The sequence below is a fragment of the Pseudomonas sp. S3_B08 genome, assembly GCF_054667725.1.
Map to the genome: position 1 here is coordinate 467,597 of NZ_CP162750.1, position 18,966 is coordinate 486,562.

Consider the following 18,966-nt stretch of genomic DNA (forward strand, 5'->3'; position numbering starts at 1 on the left):
GCGTAACTCCTAGACCGCCGCCGAGCCGACACGGCCCTTGCGCAGCGCTTCGATGACTGCTTCTTTCGGGCCGTCAGCGACGACCCGGCCGTTGTCCAGCACCAGCAACCGGTCCACCAGGCTCAGCATTGAGGTGCGGTGGGTGACCAGCAGCAGGGTTTTGCCTTGCACCCAGCCATGCAGTTTCTGCCGCAGCGCATCTTCGCTGCTGTTGTCCATGGCGCTGGTGGGTTCGTCGAGCAGCATGATCGGTGGATCGAGCAGTAACGCGCGCGCCAGCAACACCGCCTGGCGTTGGCCGCCGGATAGCAATTGCCCGCGTTCGCCCACCGGTCGGTCGAAGCCTTGCGGATGTTGCCGGGCCAGTTCGGTGACGCCAGTCAGTTCGGCGACTTCGAGCATGCGTGAGTCGCTGATGTAACGCGCGCCCAGGGTCAGGTTGTCGCGCAGGCTGCCAGCCAGCAGCGGCAGGTCGTGGGCGACATAACCGATCTGCTGGCGCAGGTCAGCTACGTCCAGTTGGCGCAGGTCGAGGCCGTCGAGCAGCAGTTGGCCTTCCTCAGCTTCATAAAAGCCCATGACCAGCCGCGCCAACGTGCTTTTGCCCGAACCGCTGCGGCCGATGATGCCGACCCGCTCGCCGGCTTTCAGGCTGAAGCTGACTTCGCTCAGCGCCGGCGCATTCTGGCCGTTGTAGTGAAACGTCACGCCGCTGACGTCCAGTGCGCCTTGCAGCTGCGTGCGTTCCAGTGGCCGTTGTTTGCCGTCGCGTTCCTGCGGCAGGGCCATCAGCGCATCGGTGCTTTTCATCGTCAGTTGCGCTTGCTGGTAGCGGGTGATCAGCCCGGCGATCTGGCCGAGCGGGGCGAGCACGCGGCTGCCGAGCATGTAAGTGGCAACCAGCGCGCCGACGCTGAGGTTGCCGGCAATGATGCTGTAGACCCCGGCAACAATCGTCGCCATCCCGGAAAACTGCTGGATGAACAGCGTGCCGTTGGTGGCCAGCGCCGACAGGTTGCGCGCATGACTGTCGAGGCGGGTGAGGGCGCCGTGGGTGCTTTCCCATTTGTGCTGACGCTCGCTTTCGGCGCCGCAGGCCTCGAGGGTTTCCAGGCCTCCGAGGGTTTCGATCAGCACCGCCTGACGCTCCGCGCCGAGGCTCAGGCTTTTTTGCACGGTGTCACGCAGGCGCACCTGAATCACCATGGCGAAAATGATCGTGATCGGAAACGCCAACAGTGGAATCACCACCAGCCAGCCGCCGAGCAGGCCGATCACCACCAGCATCAACACCACAAAGGGCAAGTCGATCAGGCTGGTCAGGGTCACGGCAGTGAGAAATTCACGCAGGCCCTGGAAATCGTGAATGCTCTGGGCAAAGCCGCCGATGGTCGCCGGCCGCGCTTTCATCGACATCCCGGTGATGCGCTCGAACAACGTCGCCGAGAGGATCACGTCGGTTTTCTTGCCGGCGGTGTCGAGCAGGTGCGCACGGACCACGCGCAGCACCAGTTCAAAACCGGTGCCGATCAACAGGCCGATCGACAGCACCCACAGCGTCGAGGTCGCCTGATTCGGCACGACGCGATCATAGGTCTGCATGACGAACAGCGGCACCATCAGGCCGAGCAAATTGATCAGGAAACTGGCGAGGATCGCATCGCTGTACAGCCATTTCGACAGTTTGAGAGTGTCGCGAAACCACGCATTTACCCGTGGCACCAGCGGCGCGCGCAGGTCTTCGAGTTCGTGACGCGGACGGGCGAACAAGGCCTGGCCGCTGTAGTGTTCGCCAAGCTCTTCGCGACTCACCCATTGCTCGCCGCCGTCGGCTTCGCTGGGCAGCAGCAGGGCTTTGCCATCCTCGCCAAACCGCCGCAGCACAGCGGTGCGGCCGTCGTTGAGCAGCAGCAGGATCGGCAGGTTCAGCGGTGAAATGTCTTTCAATTCACGGCGCAACAAGCGCGCCTGTAATCCGGCCCGCGCTGCTGCGCGGGGCAGCAGATCGAGGCTCAGGCGTTGTTTGTTCAGGGGCAGCCCGGCGCTCAGGCTGGCACGACTGACCGTGGCGCCATGCAGTTTGCAGAGGATCAGCAGGCCGTCGAGTAACGGGTCGTCGAAGCTCAGGCGCGGATCGACCCCGGTGGCGCCGGGTTCCATGCTGGTCATAGTGATTGCCTCTGTTGAACGGGCTCGGTTATCGGATCGTTCCCACGCTCTGCGTGGGAATGCCTCTAGGGACGCTCTGCGTCCAGTGACGCGGAGCGTCACGGGCTGCATTCCCACGCAGAGCGTGGGAACGATCAGAGATCGCAGCCGTCGGCGCGTCCCGGAGGGGCTATTTCAACTCGGGCAGGCGCGCCTGGTTTTTCACTTCGGTCGTGGCAATCGCATCAGCCGGCAGCACCACGCGTTGCTTGCTCAGCAACTGGCCCATGTTCGCCAGCACGCGGTACATCGAGTATTCCTCGGTGTAGCGGATTTCGGTGTAGCGACGGTTGGCGTTGTACAGCTCGTTTTCGCTGTCGAGCAGGTCGAGCAGGGTGCGTTGGCCGAGGCCGAACTGGTCCTGATAAGCGGCGCGCACGCGTTTGGTGGTTTCGGCGTATTCGCGGGCCGTCGGCGTCTGCTTCTTGGCGTTCTCCATGGCGTTCCAGGCCAGGCGAATGTTCTCGTTGAGCTGACGCAGGGCGTTGTTGCGGATGTCCATCGCCTGATTGATGTCGTGGGCATTCGCGGCCAGACGTGCCTTGTCGCTGCCGCCACGGAACAGGTTGTAGTTCATCACCACACCGACACGCCATTCGTTGTCGTGGCCTTCGTCGCCCTGCACGTTGTTGTTCGCGCCCACTGCCGCTTCCGCGTCGAAGCGCGGGTAGAACGGCGACTTGGCCACTTCGTACTGGCTCTCTGCGGACTGCACGTCAGCCTGGGCCGATTTCAGGTACGGGTTGTTGTCGACCATGCTTTGCTGCGCTTCACGCAGGTCCGGTGGCATCTCACCGCGAGTCGAGGCCGGGGTTTCCAGCTCATCGGGCATGCGTCCGACCACGCTGTAGAAATTCGATTCGGCGTCAGCCAGATCGACTTCGGCGGTGTCGAGGTTGTTCTGCGCCAGTGCACGACGGGCAACCGATTGATCCGAGTCTGCAGTGCTGCCGATGCCGCGCTCGGTGCGCAGGCCGATCTGATCGTTGACGCGCAAGTGCGCCTGCAAATTGTTCTTGGCCAGCGTCACCAGTTCCCGACGCTTGAGCACTTCGAGGTAGACCTCGATGGTGCGCAGGGCCAGATCCTGCGCGGTGCCTTGCGCGTAGTAGGCGCGCGAGTTGGACACGCCCTTGGTGCGCTCGACCTCGTTGGCGGTGTTGAAACCGTCGAAGATCATCTGCCGCAAGCGCAGCTCCGACTGGGTGTAATTGAGGATTTCGGTGTTGTGGTTACCGAAAGCGCGGGTGTTGGTGTTGTCGCTGTAGCCGCGCCCGTAGGCGGCGTTCAGATCGACCGACGGATAAAACCCGCCCTTGGCCACTTTCACCTGTTCATCCGCTGACAGGCGGGCGTCCACGCGCGACGCCAGTTCCGGGTGAGTGGCGATGGTGCTTTGAATCGCCTCGGTGAGGTTCATCGCCTGGGCTTGGGAAGTGCAAGCCATGGCCAGCAAAACCGCGCTGCAGAGGGGGGTTAAAACGCGCATGGGTGCATCTCCCTGGATCTCAATGTTGTGTTACCGTCGCCAAATATTTGACGTAAATTTTGGGTATAAGCGTTTCACTCTTGTAACAACAGAGCTAAGAACATCCTAGAGCGTAGCTAAGAAAAAATTTTCATAAGGTTTATTCCAAAAAAAACTTATGCGGTTTTTCAAAAGCAGCACATTGTTCAGCTCGAAAGCCTTTGTTTTATGCGCTTTAGGGAGCTCGAAAAGGCTTGAGGAAAGTTCCATTCACTTTGCGAGACACTGCGAAGTACTGCTGAAGGGGAGGGACGCGTAACGGTGAATGAGCGACAGATTTTTGTCACTCAGGTGATTCACCACCGTTACGTAGCGCTAGTGGGTCGGCGGATTGAACAGGGTTGGCAAGTGCTTGATAGCGCTGACAATTCACCTCAAGCCGGGCCTGCGAAACGAACTGTCGAGGGTGCGAGCGTCGCCCCCGGCAACCCGATTGAGCCATGGGCTGCTTCGCGAACCTGTGCCGACGGTGGTCGGCAGCGGAGGATTTCACATGGCAGCGCTCATCGGTACGGTCACAAAAGTCATTGGTCAGGTGTTCGCTCAAGCGAGCGACGGCATCAAGCGTCCGTTGTTCGAAGGCGATCGTTTGTACGCCGGCGATCAACTGATCACCGGCGCGGAAGGCGCGGTGGCAGTGAAACTGCAAAACGGCGAGGAATTGACCCTCGGTCGGGGCAGCAGCATCACCATGACCGGACAATTGCTGGCCGACCAGGCTGTGCCGGTGAACGTCGACGAAGCGCAGACCCCAAGCCAGGCGCAACTGACCGATGTCGAGCAAATCCAGCAAGCCATCGCCGCCGGTGAAGACCCAAGCAAAACTGCCGAAGCCACTGCGGCCGGCCCCAACGCGCCCACCGGCAATACCGGTGAACTGGGCGGCGGGCACAGTTTCGTTCTACTGACCGAAGTCGGCGGCCGGGTCGATCCGATCATCGGTTTCCCCACTGCCGGTTTCAATGGCATTCCCGAATTTCCTGATTATCGTCGCGACGCGGACATCGACAATGGTGACGACACGCCGGCGCCGGTCGTGGTGCCACCGCCACCAGTGAACAACCCGGTCATCCTCAACGGCCTCAATGGGGCGGATGGTGAACTCAACCTCAATGAAGCCAATCTGCCTGACGGTACAGCGGCCAATCCAGGCGCGCTGACGCAAAGTGGCAGCTTCACGGTCTCGGCAGCGGATGGTTTGAACAGCCTGAGCATCGGCGGCATCAACGTGATCGTTGGCGGCGTGCCGATCGGCTTTCCCCAGTCGATCACCACGCAACTGGGCAATACCCTGACCATCACCGGTTATAACGCGGCCACTGGCACGGTCAGCTACAGCTACACCCTCAACGGCAACGAAACCCACGCGGCCGGCGACGGCGTGAACAATCTCAGCGAACAGTTCACCGTAATCGCCACCGACAGCAATGGCGACAGCGCCACCGGCACCCTCGACGTGAACATCACCGACGACGTGCCCAAAGCGTTTGACGACGCCAACGGCATTGCCTCGGAAACCTTGCTGACCCTGACCGGCAATGTCCTCACCAATGACATACAAGGCGCCGACCGCGTACCCACCGGTCCAGTCACGCCCGGTACATTCACCGGTACCTACGGCACCTTGGTTCTGAACGCCGACGGCACCTACACCTACACCCTGAACACCAGCGATGCCGATTTCAAAGCCTTGACCGGTGGCGGCAACGGCACAGAGACCTTCGCCTACACCATCACTGATGCCGACGGCGATACCAGTAGCGCCAACCTGGTTCTGCAGATCCACAACAACGACGATCCAGTCATCATCGACGGCCTGAACGTCGCTGGCGGCGAGCTCACGGTTTACGAAAAAAACCTCAGCGACGGCAGCGCTCCGGATACTGGCGCGCTGACGCAAAACGGCATGTTCACCATCACTGCACTGGACGGCGTCACCACGCTGACCGTCGGCGGCATCGCCGTGGTGACCAACGGCGTCGCCGCAGGCTTCCCGCAGTCAATCACCACGCCATTGGGCAGCACGCTGACCATCACTGGTTTCAACGCTGCAACCGGCGTGGTCAGTTACAGCTACACCCTGGCTGATAACGAAACGCATCCGAACGCCAACGGCGCGAACAATCTGCCTGAGCAGTTCGCGGTTACGGTAGTCGATGACAACGGCACGACAGCCAACGGCACGCTGGATGTGAACATCGTCGACGACCTGCCGAAAGCCAACGATGACAGCAATGGCACTGCCTCAGAAAGCCAACTGACGCTGACTGGCAATGTCCTCACCAACGACATACAAGGCGCCGACCGCGTACCCACCGGTCCAGTCACGGCCGGTACATTTACTGGTACTTACGGCACCTTGGTTCTAAACGCCGACGGCACTTACACCTACACCCTGAACACCAGCGATGCCGATTTCAAAGCCTTGACCGGCGGCGGTAACGGCACAGAGACCTTCGCCTACACCATCACTGATGCCGACGGCGATTCCAGCACTGCCAATCTGGTTCTGCAGATCCACAACAACGACGATCCAGTCATCATCGACGGCCTGAACGTCGCCGGTGGCGAGTTGACGGTTTACGAGAAAAATCTCGGCGACGGCAGCGCCCCGGACACTGGCGCGCTGACGCAGAACGGCACGTTCACCATCACTGCACTGGACGGCGTCACCACGCTGACCGTCGGCGGCATCGCCGTGGTGACCAACGGCGTCGCCGCAGGCTTCCCGCAATCGATCACCACGCCACTGGGCAGCACGCTGACCATCACCGGTTTCAACGCTGCAACCGGCGTGGTCAGTTACAGCTACACCCTGGCCGACAACGAAGCGCATCCGAACGCCAACGGCGCGAATAATTTGTCTGAGCAGTTCGCGGTTACGGTAGTCGATGACAACGGCACGACAGCCAACGGCACGCTGGATGTGAACATCGTCGACGACCTGCCGAAAGCCAACGATGACAGCAATGGCACTGCCTCAGAAAGCCAACTGACGCTGACTGGCAATGTCCTCACCAACGACATACAAGGCGCCGATCGCGTACCGACCGGCCCAGTCACGCCGGGTACTTTCACCGGTACTTACGGCACGTTGATGCTGAACGCCGACGGCACCTACACCTACACGCTGAACACCAGCGACGCCGACTTCAAAGCCTTGACCGGCGGCGGTAACGGCACGGAAACCTTCGCCTACACCATCACCGATGCCGACGGCGATACCAGCACTGCCAACCTCGTTCTGCAGATTCACAACAACGACGACCCGGTGCTGCTCAACGGCCTCGACGTCAACGGTGGCGAACTCACCGTCTACGAAAAAAACCTCAGCGACGGCACCAGCCCCAACACCCCGGCGCTGACCCAGAACGGCACTTTCACCGTCAGTGCTCTCGATGGTCTGCAGACCCTCACGGTTGGCGGCATCGCGGTGATCACCAACGGCGTGGCCGCAGGTTTCCCGCAATCGGTGATCACACCCCTGGGCAGCACGTTGACTATCACCGGTTATGACCCGGCAACCGGTGTAGTCAGTTACAGCTACAGCCTGGCCGACAACGAAGCTCATCCAACCGCTAACGGCGCCAACAGCCTCACCGAGAACTTCGACGTGGTGGCGACTGACACCGATGGCAGTACCGCCAGCGGCCAGATCAACGTCAATATCGTCGATGATTTGCCGACCGCGCATGCGGACGCGGCTTCGGTGGCGGAGGGCGGCACCGTCAGCGGCAATGTGCTGGATAACGATATCGGCGGCGCGGATGGCCCGGCGATTACCGGCGCAGTGGTCGGCGTGCGTGCCGGTGCCGACACCTCGACTTCGGCCATCGGCGGGCTCAATTCGCAGATCAACGGCACCTACGGTTACCTCACGCTTGATGCCAACGGCAACGCCGTTTATCACAGCAATCCCAACGCGGTGAACGGTCCGGGTGCGGTGGATGTGTTCACCTACACCGTGCGCGATTCCGATGGTGATGAAAGCACCACGACGATCACCATCGACGTCTATAACAGCTGCCTGAAAGCGGTCAGCGACACTGACGTCACCGTCTACGAAAAATCCCTCGACCTGAACAAGGATGGCCAGGATCTGGCGGCGGGCAGTGTGGTCGGCAGCGATCCGAACAGCACTGGCGAAACCGCTTCCGGCACCCTGGTCGGCTCGGTCACTGGTGCGGTCGGCGCGATCAGCTATGCACTGGTCGGCAGCGCCACCGGTAATTACGGGCAGATCGTCCTCAATGCCAATGGCACTTACACCTACACCCTGACTTCGCCAGCGACCACCACGCCGCATGCTGACGACGGCGCCAACAGCCTGAGCGAAACCTTCACCTATCAGGCCACCGATTCGCTGGGCAATGTCGTCACCAGCACGATCGTTGTGAGCATCGTCGATGACGTGCCGAAGGCGCTGAATGACAGCAATGCCGACAACGCGACCGAAGCCCAGGTGACCCTGACCGGCAACGTCCTCGACAACGATGTGCAAGGCGCCGACCGCGTCGCCAGCGGTTCGGTGACCGCCGGTACTTTCACTGGCACTTACGGCACGCTGGTGCTCAACGCCAACGGCACTTACACCTACACGCTGGACGCCAATGACGCCGACTTCAAAAACCTCCAGGGCGGCGGCAACGGCACGGAAACCTTCGCCTACACCATCACCGATGCCGACGGCGACACCAGCACCGCCAACCTGGTGCTGAACATCCACAACAATGACGATCCGGTGTGCCTCGACGGCCTCAACGTGAAGGGCGGCGAAATCACTGTTTACGAGAAAAACCTCAGCGACGGCAGCAACCCCGACACCTCGGCGCTGACCCAGAGCGGCAGCTTCACCGTGACCGCCCTCGATGGCCTGCAAACCCTCACGGTCGGCGGCATCGCCGTGATCAGCAATGGCGTCACCGCCGGTTTGCCGCAATCGGTGGTCTCGCCGCTGGGCAGCACCTTCACCATCACCGGTTACGATCCGGCCACCGGCGCGGTCAGTTACAGCTACACCCTGGTCGACAACGAAGCTCATCCGAACGCCAGCGGCGCCAACAGCCTCAGCGAGAGCTTCGATGTGGTCGCCACTGATACCGATGGCAGTACCGCCAGCGGTCAGATCAACGTCAATATCGTCGACGATTTGCCGACTGCCAACGCCGATACCGGCTCGGTGGCGGAGGGCGGCACGGTCAATGTCAGTGTGCTCGGCAATGACAGCAGCGGCGCCGATGGTGCCGCAACGGTGGTCGGCGTGCGGGCCGGCAGCAACACCGCGACATCAGCCAGCGGCGGGCTCAACAGCAACATCAACGGCAACTACGGCTACCTGACCCTCGACGCGGCGGGCAATGCGGTTTACCACAGCAACCCGAACTCGGTGAGCCCGCCGGGCGCGACCGACACGTTCACCTACACCATCCGTGACAGCGATGGCGATGAAAGCACCACGACGCTGACCATCAACGTCGCCGACAGCAAACTGGTCGCCTCGGTCGATCAGGATGTGACGGTCTATGAAAAAGCCCTCGACCTGAACAAGGATGGCCAGGATCTCGCCCCCGGCACAGTCACCGGCAGCGAACCGGGCAATACCGGTGAAACCGCCAGCGGCACGCTGGTCGGTTCGGTCAGTGGCGGCAGCGGCGCGATCACTTACACCCTGGTCGGCAACGCCACCGGTAGCTACGGGCAACTGCTGCTCAACGCTGACGGCACCTACACCTACACGCTGACCTCGGCGCCGAAAACCGCGCCGAACGCCAACGACGGGCCGAACACCCTCAGCGAAACGTTCACCTACAAAGCCACCGATGCACTGGGCAACAGCACCACCAGCACCCTCGTGGTCAACATCGTCGACGACATACCGAAAGCCGTTGCCTCGGATCGCTCGGTAACCGCAGTGGAGATCGATTCGAACATTCTCATCGTCCTCGACATCTCCGGCAGTATGGCTGATGCCTCTGGCGTGCCGGGCCTGTCGCGGCTGGCACTGGCCAAGCAGGCCATTGGTGCCTTGCTCGACAAGTACGATGATCTGGGCGATGTGAAAGTGCAGCTGGTGACGTTCAGCAGCAATGCCGCCGACCGCACCACCGTGTGGGTGGATGTCGCCACCGCCAAGACACTCCTCGCCGGTCTCAACGCTGGCGGCGGCACCAACTACGATGCTGCCGTAGCAGTGATGCAGACCGCGTTCAACACCTCCGGCAAACTCACCGGGGCACAGAACGTCGGCTACTTCTTCTCTGACGGCAAGCCCAACGAGGGCGACATCGGCACGGCTGACGAAGCCGCGCTGAAAAACTTCCTCGACGCCAACAACATCAAGAACTACGCCATTGGTCTGGGCAGTGGCGTGAGCAACGCCAACCTCGATCCGCTGGCCTACGATGGCATCAACCACACCAATACCAATGCGGTGGTGGTCACCGATCTCAATCAGCTCAACTCGGTATTGTCCGGCACCGTGCAGGGCGCGCCGGTCACCGGTTCGCTGCTGGGCGAGGGCGGTTCGTTCGGCGCCGATGGCGGTTTCATCAAGTCGATCGTGGTCGACGGCACCACCTACACCTACGATCCGAAAGCCCTCAGTGGCCAGGGTTCGTTGACCGCGAGCGGCGGCGCCAATCACGGCACCTTCAATACCGCCAACAACAGCGTCAGCATTGCCACCAACAACAGCGGCACGCTGGTGGTCAATCTTGATACCGGCGAATACAGCTACACCTCGCAGAAAACCACCGCAGTGGTGATCACCGAAAACATCGGCTTCACCGTCAGCGACAACGACGGCGATCTGGCCAGCTCCACCCTGACGGTGAAAGTGATCCCCAACGCGCCACCGGTAGCGATGGACGACCACGTCATCACCAACGTGCTGTCAGGCAACATCGTGGTGCCGGGCGAGCTGTTGCTGGCCAATGACACCGATCCGAACGGCGACACCCTCAACGCCACACCCACCAGTTTCAATACCGGTTGGGTGTCGAAAGCGGCGGACTTCACCGGTACCGGCCTGATCGGTTTCACCGGGCAGAGCAACAGCGCCGCCAACCAGAACCTGACCAACGTGCGCAGCGCCTTCAGCGCCAATGCCGCGACCATGACCGCCGTGCTGGTAGTCAGCGGTTATCTGGGCATGGTGAGCAACAGCAATGCTAATGACGAAGATCGCATCACCGTCCACCTGCGCCAGGGCGAAACCCTCAACCTCGATCACAATCTGGGGGCCGGTAAGATCAGTATGGAGTATTCGCTCAATGGCGGTGCCTGGATGGCGCTGGCGGACGGCCAGACCCTCAGCGCTTCGGCGGACGGCGTCTACCAGATCCACATCACCAACATTGGTAATGGTGGCGGCAACCCGAACGCGGCGGAAAACTACCAACTGACCATGACCCTCAACTACGCCGCGGCCCACGACATCACGCCGGACTACCACGGCACTTACGCCGCCAACGACAACCACGGCGGCAGCGACACGGCCAACGTCAGCATCAGCTATCAGGACGGCCACACCCTGACCGGCACTGCTGGCGACGATGTGTTGGTGGCGGGCAGCGGCAACAACGTGATCAATGCCGGCGACGGCAACGACGTACTCACGGCAGGCTCCGGCAATAACGAAATGCACGGCGACGCTGGCAACGACTTGCTCTACAGCGGCGCGGGCAACGATCTGCTCGACGGCGGCACTGGCAGCGACACCGCCAGCTACGCCCACGCCACAGCCGCGGTCACCGTCAATCTCGGCCTGCTCGGTGCGCAGAACACCCTCGGCGCCGGTACTGACACGTTGACCGGCATCGAAAACCTGCTCGGCTCCAACTTCAACGACAGCCTCACCGGCGACGGCAACAACAACGTGATCAACGGTGGCCTCGGCAACGACTTCCTCAATGGCGGCGCTGGCGATGACTTGCTGATCGGTGGAATGGGCAACAATACGCTGACGGGCGGGGCAGGGGCGGACACCTTCCAGTGGCTCAAGGGCAACAGCGGCCACGACCTGATCACCGACTTCACCCCCGGCACCGACAGGCTCGATCTGTCGCAACTGCTGCAAGGCGAAAACGCCAGCACCGCGTCGCTGGACGACTATCTGCACTTCACCGTCAGCGGCAGCGGCGCCTCGGTGATGACCAGCATCGACGTCAGCGCCATGGCCGGCGCCGCGCCGAGCCAGACCATCGACCTGGCCGGCGTCAACCTCGCCAGCCACTACGGCGTGACCCCGGGCGCAGGCGGCATGATTGCCAGCGGTCACGACACAGCGACGATCATCAGCGGCATGCTAAATGATCATTCGTTGAAGGTGGATACGGTCTGATCTGAGGTCTGAAACAACAAAACCCGCCGCCCCGGTTGATTCGGGACGGTGGGTTTTGTCTGTCTGTAGAGACGTGTTGTCTTTAAGTCAGCCTTCGCGAGCAGGCTCGCTCCCACAGGGGAGAGCGGTGAAACTGTGGGAGCGAGCCTGCTCGCGAAGAGGCCGGTTTATCCGTAAATGGGATAGATACACCATGGCGCCCATCGGGCATTCAGGTCCGGATGGCAAACAATTCCGCCATTGGCATGCGCATATATCGACCGCGAGTTGCTCGGGCAGCCGCCTTCATCGCACATCCGGTATATGCCCCCAGCGGCTATTGGCCAATAAGGATCGGGTCCATATACCACTTGCATTGTGTGCAGTGCACCACCCATGGCTTCTGCGCCCGGAATGCTGTATCGCCAGTTGAGCGCCTCTTGGTGTGTCATGCCGTAGCCGCCGATAGCCAACTGATAAACATTCGTCACACTGACGTAATAGGAAAATGAGCTGAATCGGTCCTGTACGGTAATGTACGTATTGCCGTTACGTATGCCCGTGACTTTCCCGTTGCCGTCGACATAAGCCACGTTCGGATTACTGCTTCTGTAGGTGATCGGGTGGACGCCTGTAGACGGGACGGCGGCGCGGATTTGGGTATTGTTTGGAAAATCTGCACTGTGAGTGTGGCGCCATGCATAAACTCTCAGTCCTGACAGGGCCATGGCGCTGTTGTTGACTTGCAGCGCTTTGCGCAGCGTGAACGAGCGTAAAGGAGAGAGAAGACCGTCGCCATAGAGTGCTCGAATCTGCACGACTGTCAGTACATCGACAACGAGCCCCTTCAATAGCGTTGAAAATTTCCCGTCCTTGTCTGTGGTCAATGTCTCTATCGACTTGCCATTCACCAGAACTTCAACCTGCTGTTCTACGCTCGCAGTTCCCTCGATCGTGACATTCGGATCAACCGTCAGGTCGCTATGCGGAATCTCCCTGTTCTGCGAGTCCTTAATCAGTGTGATGACCGGCTGCAACTCAACCAGAGATTCGATCTGATAGGTCTGGTGGGGAAATTCCACTGGATTGCCGCGCAACCCCAGGCGCACGGAAAATATCAATGTCGCCGTACTGCCGCTTTTGAGATTTTTCAACACTTCCAGCGTCGGCGTTGACAGTTCCCGTATCAGCCCGGCGCTGGTGACGCTCGCCTCCGCGTTCATGATGACGTGGCGAACAGGGTTGTCTTTGCTGTCGATGCCGATCAGCACCAGCGTCATGCTCTGGCCCGGCCGTTGTCCGTGCCAGAGGTTGACCGCCAATTTGTCTGCGCTGGTCAGTTTTTTTACGTCCAGGATTGCGTTATCAATGCCAATGATTCGCGGTCTCGGAAACCTGGGATCCTGATCAGCGATCAGTTTGAAAGAAATCTCAGTTTCCGGAGAAGATCCGATTTTCTTGCCGTCCTGATTCAGGTTGAATTTGAATCGCACGGTTTCACCGTGAAGCGCCACAATGAGGCGCCTGTCGAACGTAAAGCGGGCTTGTTTGGCCGAATCCAGATCTACCAGCGGGAAGCGATCAAATCCCAAGGGCAGTGGTGTGCACACCAGGCGAACCTTCTCGGTCTTGGCATCGAGATATTCCACCAGCATGCTCGGCAGCGCTGCCAAGGGATCAAGCGGATTAGTGAAAGGCGATACCAGTGAGGGCGGCGTGAGGACAAGCTCCTTGGGATCGCCGATCTTCAACTGCGCGATATCGGAAAAGACTTCACTTTCGCCGGGATTGGTGATGGTGGCCTGCACGGCCAGTCTCGCGCTGGCGTAGGGCTTGATGTACTCGTTCTCGGCCTCGAAAACGATGGGCTTTGAAGGATCCGTTACAAGCTGTCCCCAAGTAAACCGTACCAACTTGCCGTTGGTGTCTGTGGTCTGCCAATGCAGCTTGACCTCTGCCCCTTGTTTCAAGGGCCAGAAACTGGCGACATTTATAAAGGCTTTGGCAGTGTCGACTGCCAGCTCACCTTCCACCAGTGGGGTGACCTCCGGTGCTCCCAGTGGCAAGGATTTACCCGCAACGGTGACGTCAGCAGGTTTGGAAAGTTTGGACTGACCTGCTCTGGTCAGAATATAAGTTGCCCGTAAACTTCCACCTATCACATTTTGAATGCGGAAATTTTCCACGGGAAAGTTCAGTGTCTTGCTGTCTACGGTCACCGTTAAAGAATAGGTATGAGTGACTGGCACGTTGTTTCGGGTGAATCCTTCCAGTGTCAGGGCGATCACATCGTTGATCGCAAAACTGCCCGTCAGGAGAATGTTCGTCGGGCCGCCTGCAAGCCAGTCATGGTGTATTACGTCGTCGGCATCGGACTGCTCGAAAATCGGCGCGGTCAGCAGAGTTATTACGGGCTTGAACGGCAGAATGAGCGGTTCCGAAAAACCACTGGAGTTCTCGACAATGTCATAAACGCTCCAGCGCACCACCAGATTGCTGGTTTGTTGCAATTTGCCGAGCAAGTCAGGCGTCAGCTTGAAAACGATGTCGGCCGAGTCGTCGGTAACGACAAAGTCCAGCCGCAGCGAACCAAATGTCAGCACGACCGTATCGCCGATCTGCTGATTGAAGTAATGCTTGACCGTGACTTCCATGCCCTCATCGATGACGTTCTGATCGACGATACTTTCCGATGCGATCGGCAGCTTGAGGCCCTGATTGGAAGGCTTGCCGCCGTCAATGTCCGCTTCGCCCGGAGCGGGATGTTTGAACCAGAGTTGTGAGTGTGGCGATTCCCCCGGGTTGCCGCTCAGTCTCGTGACTTTAAACCAGCAATCCAGCCTGACGTCGGTAAACGGCAGGAATTTCTCCTCGAGGGTTTCAGCTGTAATGTAAAAAAGTACGGTTTTAGGGGTCTTTCCATCGGCCTCAAAATCGTCCTCTGTAAGGGCGAAATCAATCACGGACGAAGGGGTGGTGACATCGGGTCTATCGAGGAAGACTTCGATACGGTCACCGAGGGCTTGAGACAGATACGCCGGGAGACTGAAGCCCAATCCGTTAATGTTCTGAGCAATCATGGCGATGTTGATACCGTAGCTCTGGTCAGTTTGCAGCTTGTGCAGAAGTGGTTGCGGCGGATAGAGGGCCAGCACACCGATACCGGAACGCGGCGCAGGAGGGAATATCAGGTATTGTGAGCTGGTCATGAATTTTCGCCTTCCATACGGGGCGCTTACCTGGGCTGTCAGCGCCGATACGGAAGAATTAAGCATGCGACGTTAAAGCGCGCACCTGTCAACTCTGACAGGTGCGGACGGATATCGGATGAACGGTTGTGCCGCCGACGGTGGAGCAATCAGCGTTTTTTCAAGGTCTTCTGCCGCACAATATAAACCGTCACCAACACCGCACTGGTCAGCATGAACCCACGCGCCCAAACCAACGGCACCAGATAACACGAGAACAGAATGCTCACCCACATCAGGCCTATCGTGTAGACCTTGCCTTTGAGCGGGATGCCGTTGCCTTCGAGGTAGTCGCGAATCCATGGCCCCAGGCGTGGGTGTTCGACCAGCCAGCGATAGAACCGCGGAGAGCTGCGCGCGAAGCAGGCCGCGGCGAGCAGGAGGAAGGGGGTGGTGGGCAGGACCGGCAGGAAGATGCCGATCACCCCCAATGCGACGCTGAGCCAGCCGATGGCCAGCAGGACGTAGCGCAACATCAGGGGGCGGTTGCCTATGGGGTTGTCCATAGGCCGGTTCTTAGTGATGACGAGGCTTGAGGATCGCCGGTTTTTCGTCGGGGGCCTGGCACAGCAGATACAGCGCGGTCAGGGCTTCCGGGATCTGAACGATCATGTCGTCCATCAGGTTGGCGTCCTTGGCGATGTCTTCGAACTCAGGCTGCTCGTCGAACAGGCCGGAACCGACCATGATCGGCAGGAGCATTTCGCTGACTTCTTCTTCGGCGGTTTCGAACCAGGCCGCTTCACGCAGGAACACGCCTTCCATGAAACCGATGCACCAGCCGCGCAGTTCGGAATCGTCCGGCTCTTCGCCCAGATCCAGTTCGCACGGCAATTCGAATTCTTCATCCGAGGCCAGTTGGCGAGCGATGTGTGCTTTGAGGCCGATCAGTGTGGCTTCGATTTCGGCACGCTGGGCTTCGTCGGCGTAATGCGGCTCTTCGGCGAACAGCGCGTCGATCCACTCGCGCTCCGGAACGTCTTCGGAGCAGGTAGACAGCGCGGTCAGGTAACCGTGGGCGGCGACGTAATCCAGCGCCTCGTCGTGCAGCTCGTCGGCATCGAGGAAGACTTGCAGGCGGGTCAGTTGCTCAGCGAAGGACATTACGGGGCTACCTTGGGGAATAAACAATGCGGGAATTCTAGGCTTTCTTGCGCGCTCTAGCCAGCCGCTTGGCAGATTTGCCGTAATTGCCGGACGGTATACAAAGCCATGTGGGAGCGAGCCTGCTCGCGAAGGCGGCATGTCAGGCACTGTTGCATTGACTGACTGATTGCTTTCGCGAGCAGGCTCGCTCCCACAAGGGCTTTTTGTGTGTCGGTCGGGCGGTGTCTTCTCAGCGGCACCCTGTGCGGCGAAGGCCTCGGGTATACTGCCGCGTTTTGCGATCCCTGCCGGCGCTGCGCTGGTCATGCAATGTGTTCTTACGTTTTGTTTAAGCAGCCGAGGCTGCTCTGAACCAGCCTGAGCAGGGATGTATCGGTAGATTTTTGGAGTTTTTATGCTCGAACAGGCTCAACGCGTCCTCAAGGACATCTTCGGCTACGACAGTTTCCGTGGCCGTCAGGGTGCGATCATTGAGCGCGTGGCCAGCGGCGGTGATGCGCTGGTGCTGATGCCTACCGGTGGCGGCAAGTCGTTGTGCTTCCAGGTGCCGGCACTGTTGCGCGAGGGCCTGGCGGTGGTCGTTTCGCCGTTGATCGCACTGATGGACGATCAGGTCGCCACCCTTGAAGAACTGGGCGTCGCCGCCGCTGCGCTGAACTCCACGCTGAGTGCCGAGCAGCAGCGCGATCTCGCCCTGCGGATCAAGCGCGGCGAAGTGAAAATGCTCTATCTCGCGCCCGAGCGTCTGGTGCAGCCACGCATGCTGGCGTTCCTGCAAAGCCTGGAAATCGCCCTGTTCGCCATCGACGAAGCGCATTGCGTATCGCAATGGGGCCACGATTTCCGTCGCGAATACCTGCAACTGGGTCAATTGGCCGAGCTGTTCCCCAACGTTCCGCGCATTGCCCTCACCGCGACCGCCGACAAGCGCACCCGCGAAGAAATTGTCGATCGCCTGCACCTGCAGAACGCCGAGCGCTTTCTGTCGAGTTTCGACCGCCCGAACATCTTCTATCGCATCGTGCCCAAGGAGCAGCCGCGCAAACAGTTGCTGGCGTTCCTCGCCGAGCGGCGCAGCGATGCCGGCATCGTTTACTGCCTGTCGCGCAAGAAGGTCGAAGAAGTTGCGGCGTTCCTCAGCGAGCAGGGCTTCCCGGCGCTGCCGTATCACGCCGGTCTGCCCAACGATCTGCGCGCCTATCACCAGAAGCGCTTCCTCAACGAGGAAGGCCTGATCATGGTCGCCACCGTGGCGTTCGGCATGGGCATCGACAAGCCCAACGTACGTTTTGTCGCGCACCTCGATCTGCCGAAATCTCTCGAGGCGTATTACCAGGAAACCGGGCGCGGCGGCCGTGACGGGCTGCCGGCGGATGCGTGGATGGCCTACGGTCTGCAAGACGTGGTGATGCTCAAGCAGATGCTGCAGAACTCCGAAGGCGACGAGCGGCACAAGCGTCTGGAGCAGCACAAGCTCGACGCGATGCTCTCGCTGTGCGAAGAAACCCGCTGCCGCCGGCAGGCGTTGCTGGCCTATTTCGATGAAGACATGCCTGAGCCGTGCGGGCACTGCGACAACTGTGTCGACGGCGTGCAGACCTGGGACGCCACCGAACCTGCTCGTCAGGCCTTGTCGGCGATTTTCCGCACCGGCCAGCGCTATGGCGTCGGTCATCTGGTCGACGTGTTGCTGGGCAAGGACAACGAAAAGGTGCGCAGCTTCGGCCATCAGCATTTGTCGGTGTTCGGTGTTGGCAAGGCATTAAGCGAGAGCGAGTGGCGCTCGCTGTTCCGCCAGTTGGTGGCGCGTGGGTTGGCCGATGTCGATCACGAGGGTTATGGCGGTCTGCGTCTTAATGACAGTTGCCGGCCGCTGCTCAAAGGCGAAGTGAAACTGGAACTGCGCCGTGACCTGAAACCGCAAGTCACTGCCAAAACGGGTAGCAAGAGCCAGGCCAGCCAACTGGTGCGCGGCGAAGAACGCGAACAGTGGGAAGCCTTGCGCGCACTACGGCGCAAATTGGCCGAAGAACACGGCGTGCCGCCGTACGTCATCTTCCCCGACTCGACGTTGTTGGAAATGCTCCGCAGCCAGCCGACGTCTCTGGCGGAAATGGCCCGGGTCAGCGGCGTCGGCGCACGCAAGCTGGAGCGCTATGGCGAAGCCTTCCTCGAAGTGCTCGGCGGCGAGGCGGAGGCGCCGAAGGTGGTCGCCGATGTCCGTCACGAGCTGATCACCCTGGCCCGCGCCGGCATGACCCCGCTGCAGATCGCCGGGCAGTTGCAGTGCTCGGAGAAGAACGTCTACGCCATGCTCGCCGAAGCCATCGGCAAGCAGCAGTTGTCGCTGGAGCAGGCGCTGGATTTGCCTGAGGAATTGATGGGCGAAGTGCAGGACGCGTTTCTCGATGGCGAGGGCGAGTTGCCGTCCGTCGCCGAAGTCGCCGAGTTGTTCGCCGGACGTGTTCCTGAAGGCGTGCTTTATTGTGTGCGGGCGGCGTTGCAGTCTGAATTCGAGATGTAATCTGGCCGTTCCCTAACCCCAGCTCTCTCCC

General features: G+C 60.3%; 7 protein-coding genes. 2 read left to right on the plus strand and 5 right to left on the minus strand.

The window, feature by feature from the left end:
* Positions 1–9: 9 nt before the first annotated feature.
* Both AB4N73_RS02255 and AB4N73_RS02260 read right to left on the minus strand, forming a co-directional pair.
* Positions 10–2,169, minus strand: coding sequence for a type I secretion system permease/ATPase (locus tag AB4N73_RS02255; RefSeq protein ID WP_460142882.1), 2,160 nt, complete (start codon positions 2,167–2,169; stop codon positions 10–12).
* A gap of 169 nt (positions 2,170–2,338) precedes the next feature.
* On the minus strand, positions 2,339–3,697 hold the full coding sequence (locus AB4N73_RS02260; protein WP_016771146.1) for a TolC family outer membrane protein: 1,359 nt from the start codon (positions 3,695–3,697) through the stop codon (positions 2,339–2,341).
* 532 nt (positions 3,698–4,229) lie between these two features.
* Here AB4N73_RS02260 and AB4N73_RS02265 point away from each other — a divergent pair.
* Positions 4,230–12,077: a retention module-containing protein gene (locus AB4N73_RS02265; RefSeq protein WP_460142883.1), complete on the plus strand. Its 7,848-nt coding sequence runs from the start codon at positions 4,230–4,232 to the stop codon at positions 12,075–12,077.
* A 167-nt stretch (positions 12,078–12,244) separates the two neighbouring features.
* Here AB4N73_RS02265 and AB4N73_RS02270 read toward each other — a convergent pair whose 3' ends face one another.
* The 3 genes from AB4N73_RS02270 to AB4N73_RS02280 form a co-directional block, all read right to left on the minus strand.
* The gene (locus AB4N73_RS02270) at positions 12,245–15,265 is read right to left on the minus strand and encodes an Ig-like domain-containing protein (protein ID WP_460142884.1); all 3,021 of its coding nucleotides are present in this window, start codon (positions 15,263–15,265) and stop codon (positions 12,245–12,247) included.
* A gap of 149 nt (positions 15,266–15,414) precedes the next feature.
* Positions 15,415–15,810: a YbaN family protein gene (locus tag AB4N73_RS02275; protein WP_460142885.1), complete on the minus strand. Its 396-nt coding sequence runs from the start codon at positions 15,808–15,810 to the stop codon at positions 15,415–15,417.
* A 10-nt stretch (positions 15,811–15,820) separates the two neighbouring features.
* Positions 15,821–16,408, minus strand: coding sequence for a UPF0149 family protein (locus tag AB4N73_RS02280; RefSeq protein WP_460142886.1), 588 nt, complete (start codon positions 16,406–16,408; stop codon positions 15,821–15,823).
* 397 nt (positions 16,409–16,805) lie between these two features.
* Here AB4N73_RS02280 and recQ point away from each other — a divergent pair, with 397 nt between their 5' ends.
* Complete coding sequence (gene recQ / locus AB4N73_RS02285; protein ID WP_024012058.1) at positions 16,806–18,935, plus strand: DNA helicase RecQ; 2,130 nt, start codon at positions 16,806–16,808, stop codon at positions 18,933–18,935.
* The last annotated feature ends 31 nt before the right edge of the window (positions 18,936–18,966 follow it).

Coding starts and splice junctions, on each gene's coding strand:
- AB4N73_RS02265 (WP_460142883.1), top strand. CDS start 4,230: ATGGCAGCGCTCATCGGTACGGTCACAAAAGTCATTGGTCAGGTGTTC.
- AB4N73_RS02255 (WP_460142882.1), bottom strand. CDS start 2,169: ATGACCAGCATGGAACCCGGCGCCACCGGGGTCGATCCGCGCCTGAGC.
- AB4N73_RS02270 (WP_460142884.1), bottom strand. CDS start 15,265: ATGACCAGCTCACAATACCTGATATTCCCTCCTGCGCCGCGTTCCGGT.
- recQ (WP_024012058.1), top strand. CDS start 16,806: ATGCTCGAACAGGCTCAACGCGTCCTCAAGGACATCTTCGGCTACGAC.
- AB4N73_RS02275 (WP_460142885.1), bottom strand. CDS start 15,810: ATGGACAACCCCATAGGCAACCGCCCCCTGATGTTGCGCTACGTCCTG.
- AB4N73_RS02280 (WP_460142886.1), bottom strand. CDS start 16,408: ATGTCCTTCGCTGAGCAACTGACCCGCCTGCAAGTCTTCCTCGATGCC.
- AB4N73_RS02260 (WP_016771146.1), bottom strand. CDS start 3,697: ATGCGCGTTTTAACCCCCCTCTGCAGCGCGGTTTTGCTGGCCATGGCT.